Consider the following 25,527-nt stretch of genomic DNA (forward strand, 5'->3'; position numbering starts at 1 on the left):
ATATATTTAGCGTTGTTTAATAGATGAAATATTATTAATGATGTTTCATTTCTTTTCACACTATAAATGTTTTTAATTCGTAACTAATTTTACTTCCTTTATTAACTATTATTTACTTTTTCTTGGTGTATTATGAATGGCGAAAAAATTACTGTTGAAAACGGGAAATTAAACGTTCCCGACTATCCAATTATTCCATTTATCGAAGGTGATGGCACTGGCAGAGACATCTGGCGCGCATCTCAAAGAGTGTTCGATGCAGCAGTGGAGAAAGCATATTCGGGCAAAAGGAAAATTGTCTGGCGTGAAGTCTATGCAGGCGAGAAGGCTTACAACTTAACTGGAGAATGGCTTCCCCAGGAAACTCTTGATGTCATTAAAGAACATATTATTGCTATCAAAGGACCTCTTACTACTCCCGTTGGAGGAGGTATTCGTTCGCTCAATGTTGCTTTGCGTCAGTTGCTTGATTTGTATGTTTGCTTGCGACCAGTTCGATGGTTCGAAGGCGTTCCCTCACCTGTGAAAAACCCGCAGCTTTGCGATATGGTGATATTCCGTGAAAATTCCGAAGATATTTATGCTGGTATTGAATGGCTTGCCGGCACCGACGAAGTGAAAAAGCTTATTAAATTCCTTCAGGAAGAAATGGGCGTCCATAAAATTCGCTTCCCTGAAACTTCATCCATTGGCATAAAACCAATTTCAGTGGAAGGCACAAAACGTCTTGTCCGAGCAGCTATTGAATATGCTCTTAATAATAATCGTCCGTCAGTTACTCTTGTTCATAAAGGTAATATTATGAAATTTACCGAAGGAATGTTCAAAGAGTGGGGATACGACGTTGCCGAACAAGAATTTGGTTCTAAAGTATTTACCTGGCGGCAATACGAACATATCAAAGCGGAAAAAGGTGCCGACGAAGCCGATAGAATTCAGGCAGAAGAACTTTCAAAAGGCAAATTATTAATTAAAGATTTTATTGCTGATGCATTCCTGCAGCAAATTCTCACCCGACCTGCTGAATATTCTGTTATCGCAACAATGAATTTAAATGGAGACTATATTTCTGATGCTCTTGCAGCTATAGTTGGTGGCATCGGTATTGCACCCGGAGCAAATATTAATTATGAAACAGGGCACGCTGTCTTCGAAGCTACTCACGGCACAGCTCCTCGTTATGCAGACCAGGATAAAGTTAATCCCGGCTCTGTTATTCTTTCCGGTGTTATGATGTTCCAACATATCGGCTGGAATGAAGCTGCCGATCATATTGTTAAAGGCATTGAGCAAACAATTGCCCAAAAACGCGTTACTTATGATTTCCATAGGCTAATGGATGGTGCCACGCTTCTGAAATGTTCAGAATTCGGTTCAGCCATTATCGAAAATATGTAAGTCGAAATTTCTTGCACAAGAGGTTACATTTTGTAACCTCTTGTTTGATTACAGATTTTGATATTTCTGATAAAAAAGGCTGATTTTTTTTCTAAATCAGCCTAAATTGAAAACATTGTTAAATATCTATACGTTACCAGCCATACCCGATGTTTACGCCAAATCCTAATGCATCATAACCTAAATAGTCAATATCGCTAACGATAAATCCAAGACGAACTATTGGTTCCACAAAGAAGTTGCTGCCTTTCCCAAATAGATCGTTAAATTTATAGGCTACTTCACCGCCTACTACAACCATAGTCCCGCCATAATCCAAATTTAATGGATTTGGACCTGTATAATCCCAGAAACTAACCCGAGCCATCGGTCCTACTGATAAACCAGAAATTGGAGTTCTGTCATCTTGAATGACATCTTTTAAATACCATCTGTATGAAGCACCAATACCATAAGCACTCCAGTATTCGCTGTAGTTATAATACGATCCAAACACAGTAAATGAATTTGTTGGCGACATCTTTTGTTCGTATGTAAAATTGAAAACCTTGCTTACAAGCAAGTCAATCGGGTCAGCAGATATCGCCTTGTCGAACTGAGCAAAAATCGAAGATGTTGAAAAAACAACAAATAGCAAAGATAGTAATGCTTTTTTCATAATAACTCCTGATAAAATGATACTGCTAAAATAAGAAAATAATTAATACAAAAAATAAAATTTATCGTTAAGTTGAAATATTATTTCTCTTTTGAGCAAGGACAAATAACAGGTTGCAGTACTTTAGAGATTTCGTATTCTGAAAATGGCTTGAATTCAACGATCCGCTTTTTTAATTGCTCATACCCTCTTGATGCACCATCGGTATTTCTCACCCAGTAGTCCAAAGCTTGTTCATCTGAATATCCACAAAATTGCTTCAATATTGCTGCTGCAACATACCCAGACTGATGCCATCCATTCCAGCAGTGAAAATAAATAGGTCCCTTCCGTCTTTGAGTTATTACTTCATACACCATCTCTATTATTTGCTTCATTTCTTCTGAATTATTTCCACTTATCTGTCTGTATTCTAATTTGTTATTCCCAACTGTTACTTCTTTAGCAGATGACGCAAAGTTTTTTGCATAAAGATATACAGCCCCGGAAAATCCTTCCTTACATAAATTTTCCAATCCATCGCTTGGCAAAGGATTTTGATTTTCCCTTTTGTTAAACTTATGATAAAAATTATTTGCACCGCCCCGATAAGCTATCCCGTACAATATCGTTCTCATATTTCTTGTTCCATAGAGACTATCGAATCCATTGCCATTGTTGTCTGTAATCTTCTCTTCCACACATTGAACTTTATACCGATTTTTATAATATTTTATCTGTTCATCTAAAGAAAAAAATTCAGCTCTGCAATTTGAGAATATTGAAAAATGAATTATTAAATATAAGATTGCTGTTAAAATAAATTTCATAAAAATAATCTCTGAATCTGTAACTAATTAATAGTATAAGTTGTTTAATTATTGAGATGATAAATTACTAATTTTTTGTTAATTTTGTAAACTAATTATGATATTTATTTTTCATAAAATAGAGTGGTCCAAAATGAAAAATTCAATTTCAAAAGTATTTTTGATTGCGGCGCTTTTTGCTATTTTCGCGCCTTGCATATCTTTTGCTCAAATTTACAATAGTTTGTACGAAAATCCTACCAAACAAGAGAATTTTTATAAAATTCAAAGTGCTAAAAACAACTTTTACAACAATATGCCCGAAGATCAACGCAAAGGTTGGAAACAGTTTAAACGTTGGGAATATTTCTGGGCTCCTCGTGTATATCCAACAGGTGAATTTCCTCAGGCAATTGAACTTTTCAAAGAATGGCAGCGCTATCAGGAAGGTTTCAAAAAACTTAATTCCACTCAAAGCCGCACTTGGCAACTCATTGGTCCAATTCTTCGCCCCGGTAGTCTTAATTCCAGCGTTAGAGATCAGGGCTTAGGAAGAGTTAATGTTGTAAGATTCCATTCTTCGCGTCCAAATGATATTTGGGCTGGTGCTGCTACTGGTGGTGTTTGGCGTTCAACTGACAAAGGCAAAACTTGGTTCAACTATCCAAAAACTGAAATAATGTCCTTGGGCGTTTCCGATATTCAAATTGCTCGCAGTAATCCAAACGTTATCTATGTTGCTACCGGCGATATGGACGGTTCATCAGCCGCTCAGAATTATTATGGTGTTGGCATTATTAAATCTACCAATGATGGACAGACTTGGGAAATCACCAATGCTGCTTATGCACTTGAAGATAGAAAACTTTTCGGCAAAATGTTTGTTTCCCCAACTGACGAAAATATTGTTGTTGCAACAAGTAACTCCGGCATACTCAAAACTACCGATGGCGGTAAAACCTGGTTCAACAAACAAAGCGGTTTCTTTATTGATTTAGAGCAACAACCCAATAATCCTAACGTTCTTTATGCCTCTACATTTACATATTCTTCCTCAGGAACTGATATTTATAAATCTACTGATATGGGCGAAACTTGGCGTAAAGTGCAAAACATCCCAAATGCTATTCGTACCGCTATTGAAGTTACTCCTGCCGACCCGAATATGGTATATGCTTTAAGCTCTGAAAGAAATACTATGCAATTTCTTTCTTTGATTGCTTCCGAAGATGCCGGTGAAAACTGGACAACTCTCTATCAAAAAGGTGATGGGCTTAATCTTCTTGGTTGGAACAGCAATGGCAAAGATATGAATAAAGGACAAGGACAATACGATTTAGCTCTTGCTGTTTCTCCAACGAATCCAAGTGAAATTTACGTCGGTGGAGTTAATATCTGGAAATCTCAAAGTATGGGTTCAACTTGGCAAATCGTTGCTCATTGGTATGGTGATGGTGCTCCACAAGTTCACGCCGATATTCACGATCTTATTTTTGCGCCAGATGGCAGACTTTACGCCGGACACGATGGTGGTATTGATTTTACTACTAATGGTGGCAATTCCTGGACTTTTATTAGCGATGGTATGTCCATTACCCAATTTTACCGTATTGGCATAAGCGAGGCAGACCCTAATCTGTTTATTGGTGGCTCTCAAGATAATGGATCAAGCCTATTAAAAGAAAACAATTGGTTGCACGTTCTCGCTGGCGATGGAATGGATTGTGCAATAGACCCAAATGATGCTCGTAGAATATACGGTTCACTCTATAATGGTGATTTTCGTCGTTCTACTGACGGCGGTGCCTCATTTACCAATATGATTAATCAATATCAGACTAATGGTGAATCTGGTGCTTGGGTTTCTCCATTAGCTCTCGATCCACAAAAACCTAATGTTGTCTATGTAGGTTACTATAATGTCTGGCGTTCTCTTGCTTATGGTTCGGCTGGTTCATTTGTCAAGATTTCAAATTTCGGAACTAACGTTCCTCTACAAAATATAGCGGTTTCGCCAACTAATTCTAATTATGTATATGCCTCTACTTACACTACTGTATGGAGAACCACTGATAATGGCATTTCTTGGTCCCAATACTTTACTTCCGATTTAGCTATTTCAGATATGGAAGTAAGCCCTCTCGACCCAAATGTAGTGTATTATACTAAATCTGGATTCCAACGCGGCAATAAAGTCTGGGTTTTCGATGGGAATAAGCATACTAATTTATCTGGCAACTTGCCAAACGTTCCTGCAAACTGTATCGCTTACCAACCTAATTCACCTGATAGAATTTACGTTGGTACTGATGTCGGGGTATTCTATTCTGATTATGGCTCAAATGTTTGGGAACTTTTCGGTGCAAATCTTCCGAATGTTATTATTAATGATTTAAAAATTAATAAAACTACTAAAGAAATTTATGCTGGCACCTGGGGACGTGGACTTTGGAAAACACAACTTTTGGACTGCAATTTACCTAAACCAAACATAAGTGTTATCGGTAATACTTCTTTCTGTCAAGGCGATAGCGTTATTTTGGTAGCCGATGTTCAGGATGGCTTTGTTGTTTGGAATACTGGCGAAACTACTAAATCAATTGTTGTTAAAACTGATGGCAACTATTCTTTTGTTCATTCTTATGGTGGTGAATGCAATGCTAAATCTGATATTATTACAGTTACTGTTTTCCCAACACCTGAACTGACTATCAACAAATCCAAATCACCTGCACTCTGTATTGGTGATAGCGTTACTTTAACTGCTCGGATTGGTTTTAATAATTATAAATGGAATAATGGAGTTGAAGGACGAAGAATTACAGTTAACGAAGCCGGCACTTACTATTGCACTGCTGAAACTGGTGATGGTTGCAAGGTTGTCTCTGAATTTGTTGAAGTTTCATTCCACCCAATTCCACCAAAACCTACTATAACAGAGGAAAACGAATTTCTCGTGGCTTCACCTGCTAATAAATATCGCTGGTATTTGAATAAAAAACTTATCGAAGGTGCAACCGAGCGTAAATACCGTCCGCTTGTTCCCGGTAAATATGCTGTTGAAGTTGCGGAAAGTGGCGATTGCTACACAATGAGCGACGAATACAATCTCATTACAAGTGTTGATAATGAATGGGCTTTTGAACCCCAGATTATTTTATCACCTAATCCTACTCGTGGTATTTTTACCCTTAAAGCAAATTTGAATAATGATGTTTCTGCTCAAATCACTATTTCAAATATTGCTGGACAAGAAATTATGAAAATAAACACTAATTCCACAAACAACGGTATTCTTCAGACAATTGATTTAACTTCTCAACCATCTGGTACTTATTTCATTAAAATTACCACCCCTAAATCCGTCGCAGTTGAAAGAATTATCAAGCAATAAAATAGATTGGATTTCAATAAATTTCGAGCAGCCACCTATTGGCTGCTCTTTTTTTATTAACTTTATGCTTTTTTATTTCTTTAATTCTAACTATTTTATACTATATAAATCCCGTTTTTTTCGAGGTCCTTATGAAAAACGTCTTGAACGAAATCCATTCCTTTTTAAACCAATTCGAGCAATATATCATCAAACTGAATTCTGAAAATGCCGTAAAGTTGCTTGAATTAAGTGAAATGTTGGTCGAAAGCAATGATATTTCCTTTGCTGATAAGCAATTCCTTCATAAGTGGCTACTCTTTACTGGTAAGCATAATTATATATCTCTTCTCGAAACCGAAGAGCAACGATACAAATGGGCAGAATATGCTTGCAAAATAATTCAGGCAAGCGATTTTTCCTTCAACGACCTTCTGCGTTATAGGGCAGAAGAACTTTCTCAAAAAGCATTATTTATTGATATGGGAAAATTTACACCAAAACGTTTTAGCTACGAACAAGTATGGCAACAATCAAAAGAAATTGCTACTGCTATCTTCAAGAGCGTTCAAGGCTTACCTCGTTTAGCTATTTTCTGCGAAAATTCTCCCGAAAGTGCTATCGTCGATATTGCTGCACTCGCTTGGGATATTCCTGTTTCACCTCTGAATGTTCATTTTACTAACGACGAACTTACCTCTATTTTCAAAATGATGAATTTCAATGTTGTTGTTACCGACACTCTTGATAGAATTCGCCAGATTGAAGAAATTTCCAAAAATTTATTGATAAAACCGATTATTCTGCATATTAACGAAAGTATTAAGGAACTTACAAATCATACATACCTTCCTCGTTATATTAAAACTATCAGCAATAAGGAAATTGATCTTATTCTCAACAAACGTAAACGCTTCTCCATTGATCAGGTAATTACTGTTATGTTTACCTCTGGCAGCACTGGACGTCCAAAAGGTGTCTCGTTCTCCAACTATAACATTGTCAGCAAAAGATTTTGCCGTGCAGCAGCTTTACCCTCAGTTGGTAATAATGAAGTTTTGCTATGTTATTTGCCTCTGTTTCATACTTTTGGTAGATATTTAGAAATGACCGGTATGATTTATTGGGGCGGCACTTACGTTTTCGTTGGTAACACTTCAGCGGACAACTTGCTTTCTCTATTTTCCAAAGTGAATCCAACAGGATTTATCAGCGTTCCAATCCGTTGGATGCAAATCTACGACAAAATTATGGAAGAAACAGAAAATTTAACTTCAAGAAAAGAAATAAGAGAGAAAATCACTTCAATTGTTGGAAAAAATCTTCACTGGGGACTTTCCGCTGCCGGGTATTTAGACCCAAAGGTTTTTTCTTTCTATCAGAAGCACGATATTGAGCTATGTAGCGGATTTGGTATGACCGAAGCCACCGGTGGTATTACTATGACTCCACCAGGAAGATACGTTAAAGGCACTGTCGGGAAACCACTACCAGGCGTTTATACCAAATTCGCTGAAAATAACGAAATGCTGATAAGCGGCCACTACGTTGCCCGCTATCTCGATACTCATCCAATAGGTTCGGTTATTCCATTCCCTTCGAACTCAGACGAAGACTACTGGTTGCCTACAGGTGATGTCTTTGTTGTTGATGGTCAGGGCTATTATTCAATTGTTGATAGAGTTAAAGACATCTATAAAAATAACAAAGGGCAAACTATTTCTCCAAAAAATGTTGAGAACAAGTTCGATGGAGTTCCGGGTATCAAACGCACCTTCCTTGTTGGTGATGGCAAAGCCTACAACACTCTTCTGATTGTTCCAGACTACCAGGATCCTTTATTCAATGACGAAAACATTAAAAACAACCCTAGAAATTATTTTCAGAAAATAGTTACCGAAGCTAACCGTAATTTGGCTACTTACGAAAGAGTTGTCAATTTCGAGATTTTGGAAAGAGATTTCTCTGTTGATTTCGGCGAACTTACTCCAAAAGGCTCATTCAACAGAAAATCTATAGAAAAAAACTTTTCTGATATTATCGAAAAACTTTATTCAAAAGATGTAAACGAACTATTTTTCGATAATTTAAAGATCATTATCCCCAAATGGTTCTATCGCGATCTCTCTATTTTAGAGGAAGATATTGTCGTCTATAATAATGGATTAATCAACAAAGAAACTTCTCTCTATCTTACTATCGAACGGATCTCAGACAAAAAAATTCAAATAGGCGACTTGATTTATGAAATCGAAGGCAATACAATTGATTTAGGTTCTCTTGCCTTGCAACCAAAGTATTGGATTGGGAATCCCAATCTCTTTGTTTTTGCACCTGTCAAAGCCAATTTCGACCATCGCAATAAATCAATCAGCACAAAAATTCTTTGCGATTTCAGTAATAGAAATTCTTATTCCGAAGACCTTTTTATCAATATTCGTGGGATTAGAAATAATCAACTACTTGAGATAAATAACCTTATTTGCAGAATTTTCTATTCCGAAGACACAAAAGCATTAGAAGAACTAACAAAATTGTCCAAAATATTTACAAGCTTCGACGAAATCTCTTTAGAAATTGTTCGGTTCCGTATTCAGGCACTTGCCTACCACCCAAACGAAGAAATTCGTTGTCTGGCTTACCGGACAATTTTGCAAAACGATGAAATTGCCGAAACAGAAAAGATCTTCCCCGCTTTTCTTGAATCCGGTCTTACTTTTCTCAACAATAAATCTATTGAAATTATTGCTTCCAGCAAATTTGAACGCCGCCGCCTGAATGCTCTTCGAAAAAGATTGCTCTTCTATCGCGAAAACCTTCCTTGGCCTCAATCCGATACACTTCATAAACAGTTTGAAAGCATCTTTAAATTATTAGTTGATTTTGTCAAATATAATCCTGAATATTATCCGACTGTTCGCTTTGAATTAGCCAACTGGGTTCTTCATAAAGTAGATCCACAACTTTCTTCCATAGCTGCTAAATATTTCTGGATTCTCTCCTGTGAATATGAAAATAGTTTGGAAGAACAAAAATTCTCTAAATTCCCGAGTGACTGGTGCAATAAAATTATTTTCGAAGATAGCCTTTCCGACCAGGAAATTGAGAATATCAAGCGTGTTCTTTTGGATACTACATTTTTGAAACAGTCAATTACTCTTGCCTTCGAAGAAAACGATTTCGATATCTCTGAAATTAGCGACGATGGCGTCTGGGTCTCTAAAATCAGCAGCATTACTCAAAATCAAATTTATCGTATAAGCGTTAATACACAGCAAGGTAAGCATTACGACATACAAACTATCATTAACGACAATATTTCCGACGAGAGAAATCTTGAAACTATTCTTTGGCTTGTTGCTGTCTCTGGTTATCCCGATGGTCCAAGCGTTTTGCCTTCGCTCGGTTGTGCTCGTCCCGAACTTCAAGCTCGCAGTATGGAATTCCTTGGTGATTTAACCGTCTGGGAAAAGTTACGCCAGATTTCTACCCTTAAAATGTACGGTCAGCCCTTTCCTAAGCTCAATATTCTCAAACGTCTCTATACCGAAGGGCTTTCAGCTTTTGTTCGTGCCTGGCGATATAGCGGACATAAGATAATACCCGGAAATGTTAATCCATCAAATGTAGTTGTTCCCGAAATTGATTTTCGTGACGGTGCAACTATTCTTTCGCTTGCCGGATGGAAATATTTCGATAACTATTCTTCTTTAATTAATCCTATGATTGATAATTTCTATCGTAAAGCAATACACCATTATTCTTGGATTAGAGAATTTTTAGATATTAACTGGATTTTTAATGCAATTATGGAGGCGCTGGGCGAAGACGAAGCCGTTACTGTTCTTAACAATTTGCTCGAAGAACTTTCTTATAACGATATTTTATTCTCCGGTAAGTCTTTAAAACAAGAACTTGTTAAATACATAGATTTTATAAACAACAACTATTATATGCCACTTCCGCTTATTTATGCTATTGATAAATATTATGAATGGCAAAATTCTAATCCTAATGCTATACCCGAAGCCAAAGAGCAGTCAATTATCGAACTCTATCATCTCTATCGTCTTGATAGATACCCCGAAATTGCTCGTTATCATCTTTATCGCCATACTTACTTTGCCTACAAAGGTTTTTACGTTCGTAATGCTTTCGACAAACTTCTCTCGCAAATGAATAAAGAGAAAAATGTTCCAGCTACTCAGCTTATCGAACTATCCGAATTGCAAAGCACTCTCGAAGACCCTATCGACAGAGAAATATTCTCAAAAATGGTATTCCCCGGCTATACCAAATCCTTGCAATACGACATTGCAAAGTTTGAAGAAAAACGAGATTTGTCCCTGATTGTGAAAACTACATTCAAAGATAATTTCGGTGATAGCTACATCTTCCGTCAACCCATCGAACCAGCTGAAATCGGTATTCTATATCGTTTGTTCTATAAAGAAAAACTGACTAAGGTGATATCAGAGCAAGACCAGTTCCTTGTGCTTTTCGACAGCAACGATAGAATTATCGGTGGAATTATTTATCAAATAAAAGAAGATAATTCTTGCACTCTCGATGGTATTGTCCTTGCTACTCAGTATCGTGGACGTGGTCTCGGTCGGGCTATGATGGAAGATTTTATCAACCGAATGTATAGCCAGGGTATTGATATTATCAAAACTACCTTCTATGTAGAAGCTTTCTTCTCAAAATATGGATTTAAAGTTGATAAACGTTGGGGACTTCTTGTTAGAATATTGAACAAAGATAAATATTTAAGATAATATTAATTTGTCTTTGTCTTGAAAAATTTTGTTTTCAATTTCTGGATTAATGAAATATTTTCTTCGATGAAAGAAGAATCCAATACATCTACGTGCGGTATTTCTTCAATTTCAATTATAGGATTTGTCTCCGGATAAAGCATAATATAATTGTATCGGGGCATCTCTTCTGTTATTTCATCAATAATGCGGATAAAATCTAATGAAAATGAAATGCTCTTTGAACGTGCTTTCACAAATATTATAATATCGTTTTCAGTAAACTTATCAGCAAAACTTCTGAATTCATCTATAGAACTAACTAATTCAAACATAGCATTGCCAAGAATTCCGCTTGTTTTGCATTGTTGAATAATACTTAGCTTTGTTGATTGCAAACAGATAAAATAGATTTGTGCAGATGAGTACTTGCTAATATTGTTTAGTATTTCAAGCCATTTTTTGAAACCAACTTCATATTGAGCATTTTCACCAACAAACACATAAATTTTATTTGTCAAATTTATTAGTTGATTCAACTTTGCAACCATTATAGTTTGATTAGTTGCCTCAATTACATTATCTGTTTTTCTGCCAAAAAAGAACTCCGATGCTTTCGATTTCCCGGTCCACCCAAGTATTGTTAAATTTATCATCATTTCTTTCATTGCGCGAATAATTCCATTCGTAACGTTTGTATCGAGCCTTGTCGTTGGTGTGATAGATTTTTTACCCGGATATACCAATTTCACATAAGTTTGAATTGCTTTTGTGCTTTGAAGTATTCTTTTTTCCGTTGTATCGTCCTCAATAATTACCGATAGCGGAAAAATTGGTTGCTCGTCCTCGTTTTCGCCACGGCACGCAATTGCTAAATCGAGCAATTTATCTATACTATTCGGATTTGAACACGGAACTAATATTCTCATCGGTTCATTTATTGTTACATCTTTTTTCTCTTGTTCTTCAATGGCAAGTTTTCTTCCTGCGCGCTCTGTTACAAATGATGCAAAAAGACAAGTAACTAATATCAAAAGTATTGTTCCATTCAACACATTTTCATCTAAAATTCCGGCTTTGTAAGCTATCATTATTACCGCGATAGTTGCAGCAGCGTGCGAAGCACTTAGTCCAAAGATAAAATCTGCTTCATTTTTGCTAAATTTGAATAGTAACTGTGTTGAATGTGCCGCTAAATATTTGCTCAGTAGTGCCATAATTGTCAATGTTCCTGCAACGATTAAAGAAAAATAACCCGTTGCAAGCACTTTTATATCAACTATCATTCCTACATTAATTAAAAACAAAGGAATAAACAATCCACTTCCTACAAGATGTATCCTTTGCATTAATGCTGAATTATGTGGTATTAGCTTACTGAATGCCAAGCCTGCCAAAAACGCCCCAACTATTGCCTCTATTCCGGCTACTTCCATCAACATACTCGACATTACAAACATTGCTATCACAAAAATAAACTGCGAGTAATTCTCTTCTTCAATGTTCTTAAAAAACCAAAGAGCTATCTTAGGTATTATAAATAAGATAAAAATAGATACCAATGCTAACAAAACAATAAATTTTACCCAAAACCAAAATGTTAATGACCCGTGATAGTAATTCATTATCACGCCAAAAGCCATAAGTACCGCCGTGTCAGTAATAATTGTACCACCTACAACAGTTGTTGTGCTTCTCGTTTGAGTTAGCCCCAAACGCAATGCGATTGGATATGCTACAAGCGTATGTGTCGAAAACATCAACGCAATAATTAATGATGCTATTTCGCTATATCCAAGCACAAAATGCGAGAGCAAATAACCAAGCACAAGCGGAATAGTAAATGTTGCTATCCCAAATAGCACACTGTATCTTTTGTTTGTTTTGATTTGCTTTAAATCAAGTTCAAGCCCGGCTAAAAACATTATGTATAGTAGCCCAATCGAACCCAACATTATAATGCTGTCGTCTCTGTCTAAAATGTTTAAACTGTGTGGTCCGACAATCATTCCAGCGATGATCAATCCCACAATACTCGGAATTTTTAACTTTTTGAATAATACAGGAAATATCAACACAATCAGCATAAGTATAGCGAACTCTGCTACTGGATTTTTGATAGGAAAAATGTGTTGAAACATTTCCATTAGTAATTGAATTTAGTAAAACAATTTCACTAAATTAAAATAATGAAAAAAAATTAAATAATTCAAATTTTTATTCAGGCAAATTATTCTTTCTTTCTAAACACAATAATTAATACTACTGAGAAAGCAAGTGTTAATAATGTTATCCACATTCCACTTACTAATTTATCGGAATGTGCTATAAGCTCTATTGTGTGTTTGCCTGCTGGTAGTGCTATGCTTCTCAAACAATAATTGGCACGAATTATTTCAGATTCTCTTCCGTCCACTTTAGCTATCCACGATGGGTAATATATTTCACTCAAACAGAGCAAGCTTGGCTTATCACAACTTGTTTCGACTATTATCGAATTTGGGGAATAATGAGTAATTTTTGCAATTCCTGCAAAATTTGTGTCAATCTCGTTAGGTAAATTAATACTCGGTTGCTTTTCTATTATTGCAATTTTAGAGTAATCTATCACTTCGTTTTTCATAAAGTCAGCTACTTTTTCACTTTCGACTACTCTTGCAGAACCAACAAGCCACGCTCTCGGCATACGGTCTGCTCGTTCAGCAAAATATGGCGACATCCTCATTGTGTCAATCGCTATTTCGTATCTTACATTGAATAATTTGTGAATTTCGTTCCGGTTCAGTGGAGGCACATTCCGTTCCAATACTAACGGATTGTATCCTTCAAGCAGTTCAATCCCCGAAATCATCCCTTGATTACGTTTCATTGCCATAAAAGGTGGATTGTAAATCCTTGAATTTACTCTGAAAATATTGTCTGGATAATTTGACTTGAACGCTTTCAGGGTTTGTTCTGGAAGTTGATATTGCTTCGAATAATCTTCCTTTGAACGATTAAAATCAGCTCCAGCTACATATAAATCAATAAATGCAAGCAAAGCCAAAATTATTGCAGCAATCGATATTGATAATCTCTTCTTGCTTGCTAAATATATAATTATGAATGTTGAAACAACAAAAAATAATGCAGTTGCTCCGTAATTCTGAATTATCGAAACTGAACTTTCTTCAAAACTAAAAAATGACTGCAAAATCCCGGTTGCTGTCAGTAGCGCAATAAGCAGAGGAAATGCTGTTGCTAACATAATTTGCTTGAAGTTGAAATCGCGCAGTTTATCAATTGCCAATCCCGCAATTAACGAAAAGCCAAACGCAATCGCAAATGCCATTCTTGCTGGCATTCTGAACTGGGAGAAAAACGGTAATTTATGAAACAAATAATACAAAAATCCATTGCTTCCCATCGCAAATATCAATGCAAACAGCGAAAAAGTAGCTAAAAAAGCTACCATTCTGTTGGTTTTCATCAATCCAATTATTCCGACAAACCCAAGTATTAAAGTTCCAACCCCAAAGTAATAAGCAGTTTCCCAGTAATAATAATATGGTAAAGTGATAACTTTGCCTTCACTTGTATTCTTTTTCAACTGAAATGGAACTTTGGGATTTGCACTTGCATCATAATAACCGAAAAATTTAGGAACAACTGATGTAATAATCTGCGGTAATTCGAGCGAACCTTCCGAAGCTGCCTCAAATGACATTTCTTGCCTACGTGAGTTCTCTGCTAACTCGCTTGATGGCAAATATTGAATTTGAAATATTCCAGCCGCTATCATAAATGGCAATAATGACGCAACTATATATTTTATGATAGAATTCGAAGTAATTGTTTTTTTAATAATATCGGCAATCAAATTCCATATGAAATACACTCCCAGGAAAAGTGAAATAAATAGTGTCATTTGAGGATGGCCGGATAGCATTACCATTCCCAGCAATAGCCCGGAAATTACTGCCGATACAATTGAACTTTGTGAATTTGCTTTATGGTAATACATAAATATTAATGGAAACCAGGCTAAATGCATTACAATCATTGGATGTATCGCGTGGCACACAAGCAAAAATGAAAATGAATAAGTTATTGCCGAGAAAATTGCTCCCCATAAACTTACTTTTAAGTTTTTCATCAATGCAAACATCGAAATCTGGGCAATAAAAAAATGAATTATCAATGATAATTCAAGCATTTTTGCTGGCAAGGTTCCTTCCGCTCCGACAAATAACGTTAATATTCTATTCAATGGATAGAAGAATCCGACCTGCAAATCTGCCAAAAATGGCATTCCTGCAAATGCAAAAGGATTCCAAAGCGGTATTCTTCCCTGTGCAAACTCCCTTGCTGCAAATGTCTGAACAGGATATATATACTCGGCAAAGTCTTCCCACAAATATGCACTTCCAAACAAATGCTCCCAAAAGAAAATCGCTGTCGTTAAAAGAAATACCCCAATTGCTATATACCAGTAGAAACCTGACTTGACTTCAATAGCCTTATTTTTCTCAGTTTGCTTTGTTTTCATCTTAATATCAGTGAATAATTAAACAAAACTGCAATTTAAAAAGAAAAAAATAATTCATAATATAAAAGTTAATCTCTCGTCTATATGAATGTAGAGTAATGTAAAACAAATTTATGTAGTATAATGCCGATTTACACTTACAAATGTGAACAATGTGGTGCAAAATACGAAATTTTCCACAAAGTTCGCGAAGATGAACGTGCTATCGTATGCCCAAACTGCAATTCCACTGCTTACAGAAAAGTAATGTCTACCACAGGTTTTCTTTCGCAAGGCAGTTCATCCGAAATGTCTTCTTCTTGCGATTTTGGTGGTTGTTGTGGTGGTTCTTGCAGCCTAAACTAAATTCCTCGCAGTTTGTTTAATTAGCTCCAAAGCGGCATCTACGTGCCGCTTTTTTGTATTTGTTTGCCCAACTACAAATCGAATTGTATATTTTCCATTTAGTTTTGTGTGTGTTATATATATTTTGCCACTATCGTTCAGTGTTTTCAGCAATTTTTCATTAACCTCATCAATTTTCGTCTTTTCACTGTATCCAATATATCTGAAACACACGGTATTGAAATTAACAGGAGCAAGCAATTCAAAATCACCTTCTGCAATAATACTTTCTGCAAAATATTTTGCAAACGATATATGTTCCCGAATAAAATTCTGCAATCCCTCCAATCCATAATATCTCAAAACAAACCACAGTTTTAATGCACGGAAACGCCTTCCAAGCTGTATTCCCCAGTCCCGGTAATTATTTACTTGTTCATCTACTGATGTTTTTAAATATTCAGGTGTTATAGAAAAAGTTCTGATAAGTGTTTCCTTATCTTTTACAAAATGTGCTGAACAATCAAAGTTTGTCAGCAGCCACTTATGCGGGTTAAATACAATTGAGTCAGCTCTTTCGATGCTTTCGGCAATATACCTCATTTCAGGCAAAATCAACGACGAGCCAGCCAATGCTGCATCCACGTGATGAAATAAATCATATTTTAAGGCTATTTCTGCAATCTCGTTTATTGGGTCTATCGCTGTCGAACCCGTTGTCCCAAATGCCGACACAACTGCACACGGAATATATCCTTTTTCAATGTCCTCAATGATAGATTTTTCAAGTAATTCAGCCTGCATCGAAAAATTTTCATCTGTTGCAATTTTAACTACATTTTTTCTTCCAAATCCTGCAATTTTTGCTGCTTTTTCAATAGATGAATGGGCTTCCTCCGAGCAATATACTCTGTAGTTTTTTCCATCGAACCCGTTTTCATTAATTGAAAAAGAAGATTTTTTCTCTCTTGCTACTATTAATGCAACAAGCGTTGCTGTCGAAGCAGTGTCTTGAATTACTCCACTAAAGCTTTCCGGCAGTCCAATATATTCTCGCAACAAATTCAATGTATATTCCTCCAATTCAGCGGCAGCTGGTGAAGTTTCCCACACCATACACTGTGCAGCAATAGCAGATGTTAGCATTTCGGCAAGAATCGATGGGGGAGACGTGTTCGCCGGGAAATATGCAAAAAAATTAGGGCTTTGCCAGTGCGTAATTCCTGGTAATAGTATTTTTTCAAAATCAGACATTATTTCTTCAATACTCGAAGGTGACTTGTTATCAAGCATTTTTAATTTGTCGAAAATTTCACGAGGCTTAACTTGCGATTTCACCGGAAAACTTTCAATATTTTCATAATATCTGATTATCCATTCTGCTGTTCGCTGTAACATCCCCAAAAGAGTTTCGTTATTCATAATAATTACACTAAATAATTTATAATTTCGTTCAATTTTCCTGATAGAAATGACGTTAATCATTTATTATTAATTTTTTCAATATTTTTCGAGGGTATTATGAAATTTTTAAGATTGTTTAGTTTGCTTGCGTTTTTGTCGCTTAGCACTCTTATCTTTACTGCTTGCGAAGAAGACACCGAAGATCCCATTACTACCGACAAGCCTCTTCCTGCCGCTCCAACCAATCTTCGTGCAACTTCTATAAGTGCAACTGAAGTGTCGCTGAAATGGGACAAATCAGCAAGCCACGATTCAACCTGGTTCTCTGGTTATGAACTCACTGTTACCGGCGGCAACCCTATGACACCAATCAAAATCGGCAAAACTGACAATTACAAAGTTACTGGTTTGCAAGAAGGTGTTGTTTATACTTTCACATTGAAAGCTGTTAATTCCGACAACAAAACAAGTACTGGCTCAACTTCTGTAACCTGGTCGCCCGCTACTCGCTTCGAAACAGACGACATCAGAATGTATGTTTACGAATCTCAAAATGGTTCTGGCTTGACTATTTATGGTGCAAACAACAAACCTGAAAATCTGAAAGCTACTGAAAAAACTAAGTGGCACCTTGGTTTAGACAATCGCACATCTGGTGCCTTGTTCTTCGGCTCTGCAAGCCAAATCAGCATTGGAACCGGAACTCCAACCGATAGAGTTGAAATTGCTGATACTTATTGGGAAACAAATACACTTGATAATGTTTTAGAAAAAGTTGCCCTCAATACTTTGAATTTTGCTGAAAGAAGAATTAATCTTTTGCAGCTTGAATCTTCAAATACAGGTATTGTTTTTGTCGTTCGTATTCTTCGCCAAGGTCAAACAAGTTATAATTATGCTAAAGTTCTGGTTGAACGTGGCAGCGCTGGTTTCTTGCAGGGTTCTGGCAACGACAAATACATCAAGATGAAAATCTCTTATCAAAAAGTTGCTGGTGTTCCTTACGCTAAAACTTCTAACTAATATTGATGGAGTTTGACTATGAAAAAAATATTTGGTTTGTTAAGCCTTTTCGCTTTCCTTTTCGTTGCTGTGAATGCTCAGGAAGCTGTCAAAAAGACTCTTCCCCAAGAGCCTGCCGAAGCAACTAAAAAAACTCTTTCTCAGGAAGCTGCTAAGCCCGTCGCTCAACCTCAAAAGGCAGCAAAAACTCAGCAGTTTAAAGCTGATGTTACTGGACAAGTTATTAGCCTTACAAAATTAGCTATGGGTGCAGATCCCATCGTTACAAAAGCAGAAGCTGATGAAATGATCAAAAAAAATCAGCCCCTTGCTCTTAAATCAGCCGACCAGATTTATTTAGTCTATAATGCTAAAAATGCTTTCGATGGTCGCAGTCTTGCAAAATTCGCTGGGGTGAAAAATCTTGGCGTTGCTGGCGAAGTCCGCTATATCAATGGCTTCGCTGTTATTTTTGCTAAACAAATGCAACCTGTGGAATAAAGAGGAGTAGATAAATGAAAAAAGTATTATTGTTTCTTGCTGTTTTAATGGTCGTTGTTTCTGCTTGCAAAGAACAACCTAAACCTGAACAATTAGAAAAAACTCCTACTATGGAAGAAGCTCTCAAGCAGACTCAAGACCCTAACGACTTTACTCAAACACCCTTGACTGGCGAACTCATCAACCTCGATTTAGCTGCTCAAGGCAACAATACTCCTCTTGCTGATATGCAAGCTGCTACTAAAATGTTTAAAGATGGTGCTTTCCTGCTTTTCAAATCTGCTGAAACTTACTATGTTGTCATCGACAAAAATGACAATACCTATGCTGTAGAAAAAATTATCCCTCTCGTTGGCAAAAAAATTGCTCTCTACGGTATGGCTAAACAAGTTTCAGGTATTAATTTCTTTATTTTAGAAAAAGCCGAAGAAGCTAAATAAGAATTAAACTTAAAAAAAAGGAGGCAATTTTTGCCTCCTTTTTTTATACTTTTTCGAGTGACCAAGTAAACACTTTTAGATATTCCATTGCAGTTTTGCTCGATGAGAAATCCATTTTCATTGCATTCTGCCGGATAATATCCCAGTGCGGCTGATTGTTGTATATAGATAATGCCCGACGAATTGCCCAAGCCATATCATCTGCGTTATATTGGTAAAAATTAAATCCGTTGCCTTCTCCTGTTGCATAATTGTATTCAAACACCGTGTCAGCTAAACCTCCCGTCTGCCTAACAATCGGTATTGTCCCATACTTCATCGAATACATCTGCGTTAGTCCACAAGGCTCAAACCGCGATGGCATTAAGAAAAAGTCCGACGCAGCAATTATCCGATGCGAAAGTAAATCGCTGTATCCTATTTGTATTAATGCATCTTTCGGATATTTCCATTTAAGATATACAAAAAAGTCTTCGTCGTTTTTATTCCCGGAACCCAACAACGCAAACCTGAACGCTCCTTCTGCTAAATACTGCTCGATTTTATAACGCACTAAGTCAATTCCTTTCTGTTCTGTTAGTCGGCTCACCATTCCAATAAGAGGTTTATCCAGATTATCATAATCATTTAGTCCATTTTCATATAAAAAACTCTTCTTTACGTCATTTTTCAGATATAAACTATCTATGTTGTAGTTTTTATAAATGAATCTATCAATATTCGGATCCCAGTCATTATAATAAACTCCGTTCAACACGCCAATTAAATCTGCTCCTCGATAATTTAATACATCGTGAAGTCCTTCACCATAATAAGGATAGCGAATTTCTCGTGCATAAGTCGGGCTTACTGTTGTAATTTTGTCAGCAAACATTATCCCGACTTTCATAAAATTGACACCTCCATAATATTCAAACCACGACCCCGGATAAAACTCCTTCATTCCAAACGTCGAAAATTCCATTGTTGAGTGCGGTTCATAGCGTCCTTGATATGCAAGATTATGAATTGTGAATACTCCTGCAGTTTTCGAAAATCTATGCTCTTTTCTGTATATTGCTTTCAGAAATGGCATAGCAAATGCCGTATGAAAATCGTGTGCGTGAATAATATCCGGTGTAAAATCCAATGCTTTTGCTACCTCAAATGCCGCCCTTGCAAGAAAAATAAATCTTCTGTTGTTGTCAGGATATTCATTAGCTTCGCCGTATATCCCCGGTCTATCAAAATAATGATTATGTTCTATTAAATATACTGGGACATTGCTGTTAGGAAGTGTTCCTTCCCATATATGTGCAAACTCTGTCCAGTAGCCCATTGGAACAATTAATGTAAGATATGTTGGGCGAAATCCCCATTTTTCAACATTAATAAACCCATATTTGGGCATCACAACGATCGGATTTTGTCCAAGCCTTTGCCATTCTCTTGGCAAGGTGGCACACACATCTGCTAATCCACCCGTTTTTGCAAATGGTTCAATTTCTGCCGATACAAGTAATATGTTCATACTTTTCTATATAGTTTTGCAAAAAAATGTTTTATAGTTATGTAATTTTTCTGCTGTTTTTGCCATCTCTTCTAAACTGTGAAACATCCCATAAACAGCAGAACCACTTCCACTCATTAAAGCAAAAAATGAGCCATTTCCATAAAGAATATCCTTTATTTCTTTTATTTCTTTGTGCTTTTGAGTTGCATATTGCTCAAAATCATTTATTATCAGGTGATACTGCCCTGCGTTCAATGCGGAATAAAAATCAATTTCCTGCACTGGCTCTTCTGTCCTTTGCAACGCTTCGTATGCATCTTTTGTAGAAATATTAACGTTCGGAAAAACTACTAATACATTCATATCATTTTTAAACTCAATAAATTCAAGTATTTCTCCACGTCCTTTTGCTATTGCAGGCTTGTTGAAAATAAAAAATGGAACATCAGAACCAATTTCAAGGGCAAGTTTTGCTAAATATACATCACTGAATGGGTTACCATTCATTTCGTTGAGCATCTTCAATACAATTGCTGCATCTGCACTACCACCGCCAAGCCCCGCTTGCATCGGTATCTCTTTATGCAAACTTATCTTATATGATTTACTTATACCAAGTGCCTCATTGAATTTTTTAGCTGCTTTTATCACGAGGTTCTCATCATCAGGAATGTTGAATTGAACGTTGCTTCGAAGTTCGAATTGGTTGCTTTCGCTTATTGTTACTTCGTCGCAAAGACTTATAGGAACAAAAATTGAGTTAATATTATGATAATTGTCTTTTCGTTTATTTAATACTTGAAGCCCGATGTTTATTTTTGCGTTAGCATTTTTTGTTAAAGTTTTCATAATTTTGTATTTTACATCTGATAATAATTAATTTCAATTATGAATACAACGAAACAACTTGAAAATAATTTGGATAATCAGTTACTTATCGAAAAATCCCGGAATGGCAATGGGATTGATTTGAAAATTGATAAAAAAGAAAAAAAACAAATACCTTATCATCAAGAAGTTGTTCGTAAGCTAATTCATTTATGTTCATTGTCTATACCAATTGGTTATATTTTTGTCGAGAGGAAAACAGCAATTGTAATTTTGTTCTTTCTCGCTGTTGTTATGGTTACTATTGATATTTCTACTAAAAAAAATGAGTATTTACGTAAAATTTATAAGCAACTTTTTGGTGGTATTCTAAGAAAACACGAACGAAAAAAGAATAAAATTTTACTTAATGGTGCTTCTTGGGTTCTTATTTCTGCTGTAATTACCATCCTGATTTTCCCAAAGATTATTGCTGTTACAGCATTCACAATTTTAATTGTATCGGATATTGCTGCAGCTCTTATCGGCAGAAAATTTGGTCGCCATAAACTTTTCAATAAATCGTGGGAAGGGACTATCGCCTTCATTACAACCGCTATAGCTGCTGTATTCGTCATCGGCACTTCATTCAATGCTCCTGTGTCTTATTTTATCGCCGGCTCTCTTGGTGCAATAGCGGGTGGATTTGCTGAAGCCTCTTCTAAAAAACTAAAAATGGATGATAATTTTGTCGTTCCTATGAGCATTGGTATTATTATGCTCGCTTTTAGCACTTTTGCAACTCCTTACTTACAAGATTTTCTTCATATTCTATAAATGGTGTTTTATGCCAAAAAAATTATTATATTTTCTTGTTCCTTTAGCGATTATTATTGTTGCTGCTTTCTTTCTTTTCCAAAAATCCTTCAAATATGAAATTATTGATGAAATTTACGACGAAAATGAAGGTGGCAATACAACTTTTCTTTTCGTTGCTGTTAATAAACTCGATAGCTCTAAAATTTTTGAGATTTCGAAAGAATTAATGCAAAAAAGAATTATTGATAAATATAAAGATAGTAAAATTCCAAAAGATGAAATCCATTCGCACATGCCCCCTGATGTTCTGATTGCCTATATTTATAATCCAAACGATACAACTGCTATTCCGGAACAAATGAAAGAAATGATACAAAAAAGATTTTCCAGTAGTCCAATTTTAAGTGAAAATTTAGCTTATATTTCTGAAGGTCATATTTTTACCGGTGTTTATTACCCGAGTATGAAGCGACAAACTCTTGATACTCTATCACCCAAAACTGTTCTTCTTGTTCCCAAGAAAAAAGGTAATGCAAAAGAAATTATGAAGAAATTCAAAGAAAGTTAAGATGATTGACTTGCGAAGTGATACTCTGACTCGCCCCGATGAAGCAATGCGGCAAGCCATTGCCAGTGCCGAAGTCGGGGATGACGTCTATGGCGAAGACACAACTACCAATTTACTTCAGGAGAAAATAGCTGCTTATTTCGGTAAAGAGGCTGCTCTATTTGTCCCTTCTGGCACAATGAGCAATCAACTTTGTCTGAAAGTGCTCACCTCACCAGGCGACGAGATAATTGCTGATGCCGATGCTCACATTTTTTACCACGAAACCGCCGCCCCTGCAATTATTTCAAATGTTCAAATTCAAACAATCAGTTCTCAATTCGGTTTTCCAGATTTAAATCAAATAGAAAATGCTATCCGACCAAATATATATTATTTCCCAAAAACATCTGTAATCTGTCTGGAAAACACTCATAACCGACACGGTGGCACCATTGCTCCAATCGAATATATTCAAAAACTTCACGATTTAGCTGACTCTTATAATATCAAACTTCATCTCGATGGGGCTCGGATTTGGAATGCAATTGTTGAAACTGGGATTGATGGTGCTACATACGCTAAATATTTCGACACAATTTCTGTTTGCCTATCGAAAGGGCTTGGAGCCCCTATTGGCTCGCTCATTTTGTCGAACGCTGAATATATAGAAAAAGCTCGCCATTGGAGAAAAATATTAGGTGGAGGTATGCGGCAGGTTGGTATTCTTGCCGCTGCCGGTATTTACGCTTTTGAAAATAATTTTAAGCGACTTAAAACAGACCACGAAAATGCTCGGTTGTTCGCTTCATTGATTTCGGCAAATGAACAAATCAATGTAGATATGTCCCGTATTCAGACAAATATTGTTCGATTCGAACTTTCCTCTTCTGTAAATCCTCTTGATTTCATTGATAAATGCAAACAAAATGGCTTATTACTAAGCCATTTCGATGGACAAATTATTCGGGCTGTCTTTTATTTAGAAATTACTTCCGAACAAGCACGCACCGCCGCCGATATTATCCAATTCGTGCTTCAATCTCCATAAAGTTATCAGGCAATATTACTTCCTGCGAACCTATTATTTCTGCAGGTCCTGATAATATTATTTTTTCAATTTGCTCTCCGCTGCGAACTACTTCAACCCAAACTGGTATTTTGGAAGTTGGGATTACTTCTGTTATGCTTTTTGCAATATTATTTTTCTGATATGCTAATACAGTTGATATTGCGCCCGTTCCGCAAGCTCCTGTTTCTGCTTCAACCCCGCGTTCATAAGTCCGCAGTAAGATTTTCCCGTTCCATTCAAGATAAAAATTAGCGTTTGTCCCTTTCGGAGCAAAATAACTATGATTTCTGATGAACTTACCTAAATTTGTGATGTCTAATTTATAGAAACTATCTGGTGTATTTGCCTTTATTTCCAATACAAAATGCTCAGTTCCAATATCGACAAAAGTCCCGTTATAATTACGTCCATTAATATCAATACTAACAGGGCGAATTTCTTTTGGTGGCTCGAATTCAATTTCTATTTTGTCGTTGATTCTTCCCGAATATATTTTTCCTGAAAATCTAAATTTAAGTTCTTTGTTCTCGGTAATTTTATGTTTATTTGTATAAAAAATAGCACATCTTCCACCATTTCCGCACATCATTCCGCTCGAACCATCGGGATTAAAGAAATCTACATCAAAATCTACTTTATCATCTTTCGGGCTTTGAATTACTATCAGTCCTTCTGTTCTCACTCCGTTAAATTGATTAGAATGACAAAGAAATTTTGCAAGTTTTGATAGTTCCTTCAACGAAAAGTTATAATTTCTACCATCTATCACAGTAAATAAATTTCCGGAGCCAGACATATAAGTTACGGCTATGTTCATCTTTTCCTCCTTTCAAGTGAACAAGTTGTTATTAACTCGCTTGCTTTTATGTGAAGCAATCCATTAGTTGCCAATATTGTTCTATCACCTAATTTATATGGGCTTCTGTCGAAATTAGACACCTTGCCGCCTGCTTCTTCAACCAATAATATTCCTGCTGCAACATCCCAGGGATTTAAATCAATTTCCCAGAAACCATCAAAACGTCCGCCCGCTACATACGCCAGATCTAATGCTGCCGAACCAAGACGACGGACCGGTATTCCAAGCTGAACTATATCAACAAAGACCTCTATGCAATTACCCGGATTTTCTCCAACATTATATGGAAATCCGGTAACAAGATACGACCGATTTATATCATCACAATTTGTTACAAAAATCCTTTCGCCATTTAGTAACGCCCCTTGCCCTTTTACTGCAACAAACAATTCGTCCAACATTGGTTGATAAACTACTCCTGCTACAATTTCTCCATCGAGCTCTGCTGCAATACTTGCACTAAAAATTGGGACTTTATGAGCATAATTGACCGTTCCATCCAATGGGTCTATTATCCACCTGATCGGGCTTTCTGTTTTATCCGATTTTCCGCTTTCTTCACAAAGAAAATTGCTACCGGGAAATTCCGATGATAGTATTTCAATTATCTTTTTTTCTGATTTAATATCATATTCAGTTACTAAATCATTTACTCCACTTTTCGACCCGATTTTTATGTTCTTACCGTAGCCTTCTTTGAGTATTTTCCCTGCTTCATAAGCGGCTTCAATAGCGATTGACCTTATTTTTTCAATCAT

At 36.3% G+C, this 25,527-nt stretch carries 19 protein-coding genes; 10 read left to right on the forward strand and 9 right to left on the reverse strand.

What is annotated here, in order from left to right; all coding sequences use genetic code 11:
- Positions 1-129: 129 nt before the first annotated feature.
- Complete coding sequence (gene icd / locus ACY2LT_RS09670) at positions 130-1,398, forward strand: NADP-dependent isocitrate dehydrogenase (RefSeq protein WP_491816790.1); 1,269 nt, start codon at positions 130-132, stop codon at positions 1,396-1,398.
- A gap of 133 nt (positions 1,399-1,531) precedes the next feature.
- Here the strand turns inward: icd and ACY2LT_RS09675 are convergent, their stop codons facing one another.
- Positions 1,532-2,056, reverse strand: a complete 525-nt coding sequence (locus tag ACY2LT_RS09675) for a hypothetical protein (protein ID WP_491815414.1) — start codon at positions 2,054-2,056, stop codon at positions 1,532-1,534.
- 80 nt (positions 2,057-2,136) lie between these two features.
- Positions 2,137-2,736, reverse strand: a complete 600-nt coding sequence (locus ACY2LT_RS09680; RefSeq protein ID WP_491815415.1) for a protein-tyrosine phosphatase family protein — start codon at positions 2,734-2,736, stop codon at positions 2,137-2,139.
- A 262-nt stretch (positions 2,737-2,998) separates the two neighbouring features.
- On the opposite strand from ACY2LT_RS09680, the gene ACY2LT_RS09685 reads away from it, so the two are divergent.
- Together ACY2LT_RS09685 and ACY2LT_RS09690 are read left to right on the forward strand one after the other, a co-directional pair.
- Positions 2,999-6,238: a T9SS type A sorting domain-containing protein gene (locus tag ACY2LT_RS09685; RefSeq protein ID WP_491815416.1), complete on the forward strand. Its 3,240-nt coding sequence runs from the start codon at positions 2,999-3,001 to the stop codon at positions 6,236-6,238.
- 131 nt (positions 6,239-6,369) lie between these two features.
- Entirely contained in the window at positions 6,370-10,995 is a 4,626-nt protein-coding gene (locus ACY2LT_RS09690) for a GNAT family N-acetyltransferase (protein ID WP_491815417.1), read from the forward strand.
- A 2-nt stretch (positions 10,996-10,997) separates the two neighbouring features.
- Here ACY2LT_RS09690 and ACY2LT_RS09695 read toward each other — a convergent pair whose 3' ends face one another.
- Both ACY2LT_RS09695 and ACY2LT_RS09700 read right to left on the reverse strand, forming a co-directional pair.
- Positions 10,998-13,121 carry a cation:proton antiporter gene (locus ACY2LT_RS09695; protein WP_491815419.1) on the reverse strand — a complete coding sequence of 708 codons (2,124 nt, stop codon included), beginning with the start codon at positions 13,119-13,121 and terminating at the stop codon, positions 10,998-11,000.
- Positions 13,122-13,204: 83 nt separating this feature from the next.
- Entirely contained in the window at positions 13,205-15,502 is a 2,298-nt protein-coding gene (locus ACY2LT_RS09700; RefSeq protein WP_491815420.1) for a hypothetical protein, read from the reverse strand.
- 123 nt (positions 15,503-15,625) lie between these two features.
- Between ACY2LT_RS09700 and ACY2LT_RS09705 the strand changes: the two genes are divergently transcribed.
- The gene (locus ACY2LT_RS09705) at positions 15,626-15,847 is read left to right on the forward strand and encodes an FmdB family zinc ribbon protein (RefSeq protein ID WP_491815421.1); all 222 of its coding nucleotides are present in this window, start codon (positions 15,626-15,628) and stop codon (positions 15,845-15,847) included.
- Here ACY2LT_RS09705 and ACY2LT_RS09710 read toward each other — a convergent pair.
- On the reverse strand, positions 15,839-17,248 hold the full coding sequence (locus ACY2LT_RS09710) for a pyridoxal phosphate-dependent decarboxylase family protein (RefSeq protein ID WP_491815422.1): 1,410 nt from the start codon (positions 17,246-17,248) through the stop codon (positions 15,839-15,841). The two genes, ACY2LT_RS09705 and ACY2LT_RS09710, sit on opposite strands and share 9 nt — an antisense overlap.
- Positions 17,249-17,347: 99 nt before the next feature.
- Between ACY2LT_RS09710 and ACY2LT_RS09715 the strand changes: the two genes are divergently transcribed.
- The 3 genes from ACY2LT_RS09715 to ACY2LT_RS09725 are packed head-to-tail and all read left to right on the forward strand — an operon-like array spanning position 17,348 to position 19,173.
- On the forward strand, positions 17,348-18,253 hold the full coding sequence (locus ACY2LT_RS09715; RefSeq protein WP_491815423.1) for a fibronectin type III domain-containing protein: 906 nt from the start codon (positions 17,348-17,350) through the stop codon (positions 18,251-18,253).
- Positions 18,254-18,271: 18 nt separating this feature from the next.
- Positions 18,272-18,733 carry a hypothetical protein gene (locus ACY2LT_RS09720; RefSeq protein WP_491815424.1) on the forward strand — a complete coding sequence of 154 codons (462 nt, stop codon included), beginning with the start codon at positions 18,272-18,274 and terminating at the stop codon, positions 18,731-18,733.
- Between the two features lie 14 nt (positions 18,734-18,747).
- Positions 18,748-19,173, forward strand: coding sequence for a hypothetical protein (locus ACY2LT_RS09725; RefSeq protein ID WP_491815425.1), 426 nt, complete (start codon positions 18,748-18,750; stop codon positions 19,171-19,173).
- A gap of 43 nt (positions 19,174-19,216) precedes the next feature.
- On the opposite strand, the gene ACY2LT_RS09730 is transcribed toward ACY2LT_RS09725, so the two are convergent.
- On the reverse strand, positions 19,217-20,683 hold the full coding sequence (locus tag ACY2LT_RS09730; protein WP_491815426.1) for a glycogen synthase: 1,467 nt from the start codon (positions 20,681-20,683) through the stop codon (positions 19,217-19,219).
- Between the two features lie 6 nt (positions 20,684-20,689).
- The gene (gene ispE / locus ACY2LT_RS09735) at positions 20,690-21,514 is read right to left on the reverse strand and encodes a 4-(cytidine 5'-diphospho)-2-C-methyl-D-erythritol kinase (RefSeq protein ID WP_491815427.1); all 825 of its coding nucleotides are present in this window, start codon (positions 21,512-21,514) and stop codon (positions 20,690-20,692) included.
- A 39-nt stretch (positions 21,515-21,553) separates the two neighbouring features.
- Here ispE and ACY2LT_RS09740 point away from each other — a divergent pair, with 39 nt between their 5' ends.
- The 3 genes from ACY2LT_RS09740 to ACY2LT_RS09750 are packed head-to-tail and all read left to right on the forward strand — an operon-like array spanning position 21,554 to position 23,889.
- Positions 21,554-22,309, forward strand: coding sequence for a diacylglycerol/polyprenol kinase family protein (locus ACY2LT_RS09740; protein WP_491815428.1), 756 nt, complete (start codon positions 21,554-21,556; stop codon positions 22,307-22,309).
- 10 nt (positions 22,310-22,319) lie between these two features.
- Complete coding sequence (locus ACY2LT_RS09745) at positions 22,320-22,859, forward strand: hypothetical protein (RefSeq protein ID WP_491815429.1); 540 nt, start codon at positions 22,320-22,322, stop codon at positions 22,857-22,859.
- A 1-nt stretch (position 22,860) separates the two neighbouring features.
- Positions 22,861-23,889 (forward strand): threonine aldolase family protein, encoded by a 1,029-nt coding sequence (locus tag ACY2LT_RS09750; protein ID WP_491815430.1) that lies wholly within the window; start codon positions 22,861-22,863, stop codon positions 23,887-23,889.
- On the opposite strand, the gene dapF is transcribed toward ACY2LT_RS09750, so the two are convergent.
- Both dapF and ACY2LT_RS09760 read right to left on the reverse strand, forming a co-directional pair.
- Entirely contained in the window at positions 23,861-24,727 is an 867-nt protein-coding gene (dapF, locus tag ACY2LT_RS09755) for a diaminopimelate epimerase (RefSeq protein ID WP_491815431.1), read from the reverse strand. The two genes, ACY2LT_RS09750 and dapF, sit on opposite strands and share 29 nt — an antisense overlap.
- Positions 24,724-25,527 carry an inositol monophosphatase family protein gene (locus ACY2LT_RS09760; RefSeq protein ID WP_491815432.1) on the reverse strand — a complete coding sequence of 268 codons (804 nt, stop codon included), beginning with the start codon at positions 25,525-25,527 and terminating at the stop codon, positions 24,724-24,726. Before ACY2LT_RS09760 ends, dapF begins: the two co-directional genes overlap by 4 nt.

The organism is Eximiradius proteiniborus (genome assembly GCF_058546985.1).

Coding starts and splice junctions, on each gene's coding strand:
- ACY2LT_RS09675 (WP_491815414.1), bottom strand. CDS start 2,056: ATGAAAAAAGCATTACTATCTTTGCTATTTGTTGTTTTTTCAACATCT.
- ACY2LT_RS09685 (WP_491815416.1), top strand. CDS start 2,999: ATGAAAAATTCAATTTCAAAAGTATTTTTGATTGCGGCGCTTTTTGCT.
- ACY2LT_RS09690 (WP_491815417.1), top strand. CDS start 6,370: ATGAAAAACGTCTTGAACGAAATCCATTCCTTTTTAAACCAATTCGAG.
- ACY2LT_RS09695 (WP_491815419.1), bottom strand. CDS start 13,121: ATGGAAATGTTTCAACACATTTTTCCTATCAAAAATCCAGTAGCAGAG.
- ACY2LT_RS09700 (WP_491815420.1), bottom strand. CDS start 15,502: ATGAAAACAAAGCAAACTGAGAAAAATAAGGCTATTGAAGTCAAGTCA.
- ACY2LT_RS09705 (WP_491815421.1), top strand. CDS start 15,626: ATGCCGATTTACACTTACAAATGTGAACAATGTGGTGCAAAATACGAA.
- ACY2LT_RS09710 (WP_491815422.1), bottom strand. CDS start 17,248: ATGAATAACGAAACTCTTTTGGGGATGTTACAGCGAACAGCAGAATGG.
- ACY2LT_RS09715 (WP_491815423.1), top strand. CDS start 17,348: ATGAAATTTTTAAGATTGTTTAGTTTGCTTGCGTTTTTGTCGCTTAGC.
- ACY2LT_RS09720 (WP_491815424.1), top strand. CDS start 18,272: ATGAAAAAAATATTTGGTTTGTTAAGCCTTTTCGCTTTCCTTTTCGTT.
- ACY2LT_RS09725 (WP_491815425.1), top strand. CDS start 18,748: ATGAAAAAAGTATTATTGTTTCTTGCTGTTTTAATGGTCGTTGTTTCT.
- ACY2LT_RS09730 (WP_491815426.1), bottom strand. CDS start 20,683: ATGAACATATTACTTGTATCGGCAGAAATTGAACCATTTGCAAAAACG.
- ispE (WP_491815427.1), bottom strand. CDS start 21,514: ATGAAAACTTTAACAAAAAATGCTAACGCAAAAATAAACATCGGGCTT.
- ACY2LT_RS09740 (WP_491815428.1), top strand. CDS start 21,554: ATGAATACAACGAAACAACTTGAAAATAATTTGGATAATCAGTTACTT.
- ACY2LT_RS09745 (WP_491815429.1), top strand. CDS start 22,320: ATGCCAAAAAAATTATTATATTTTCTTGTTCCTTTAGCGATTATTATT.
- ACY2LT_RS09750 (WP_491815430.1), top strand. CDS start 22,861: ATGATTGACTTGCGAAGTGATACTCTGACTCGCCCCGATGAAGCAATG.
- dapF (WP_491815431.1), bottom strand. CDS start 24,727: ATGAACATAGCCGTAACTTATATGTCTGGCTCCGGAAATTTATTTACT.
- ACY2LT_RS09760 (WP_491815432.1), bottom strand. CDS start 25,527: ATGATTGAAAAAATAAGGTCAATCGCTATTGAAGCCGCTTATGAAGCA.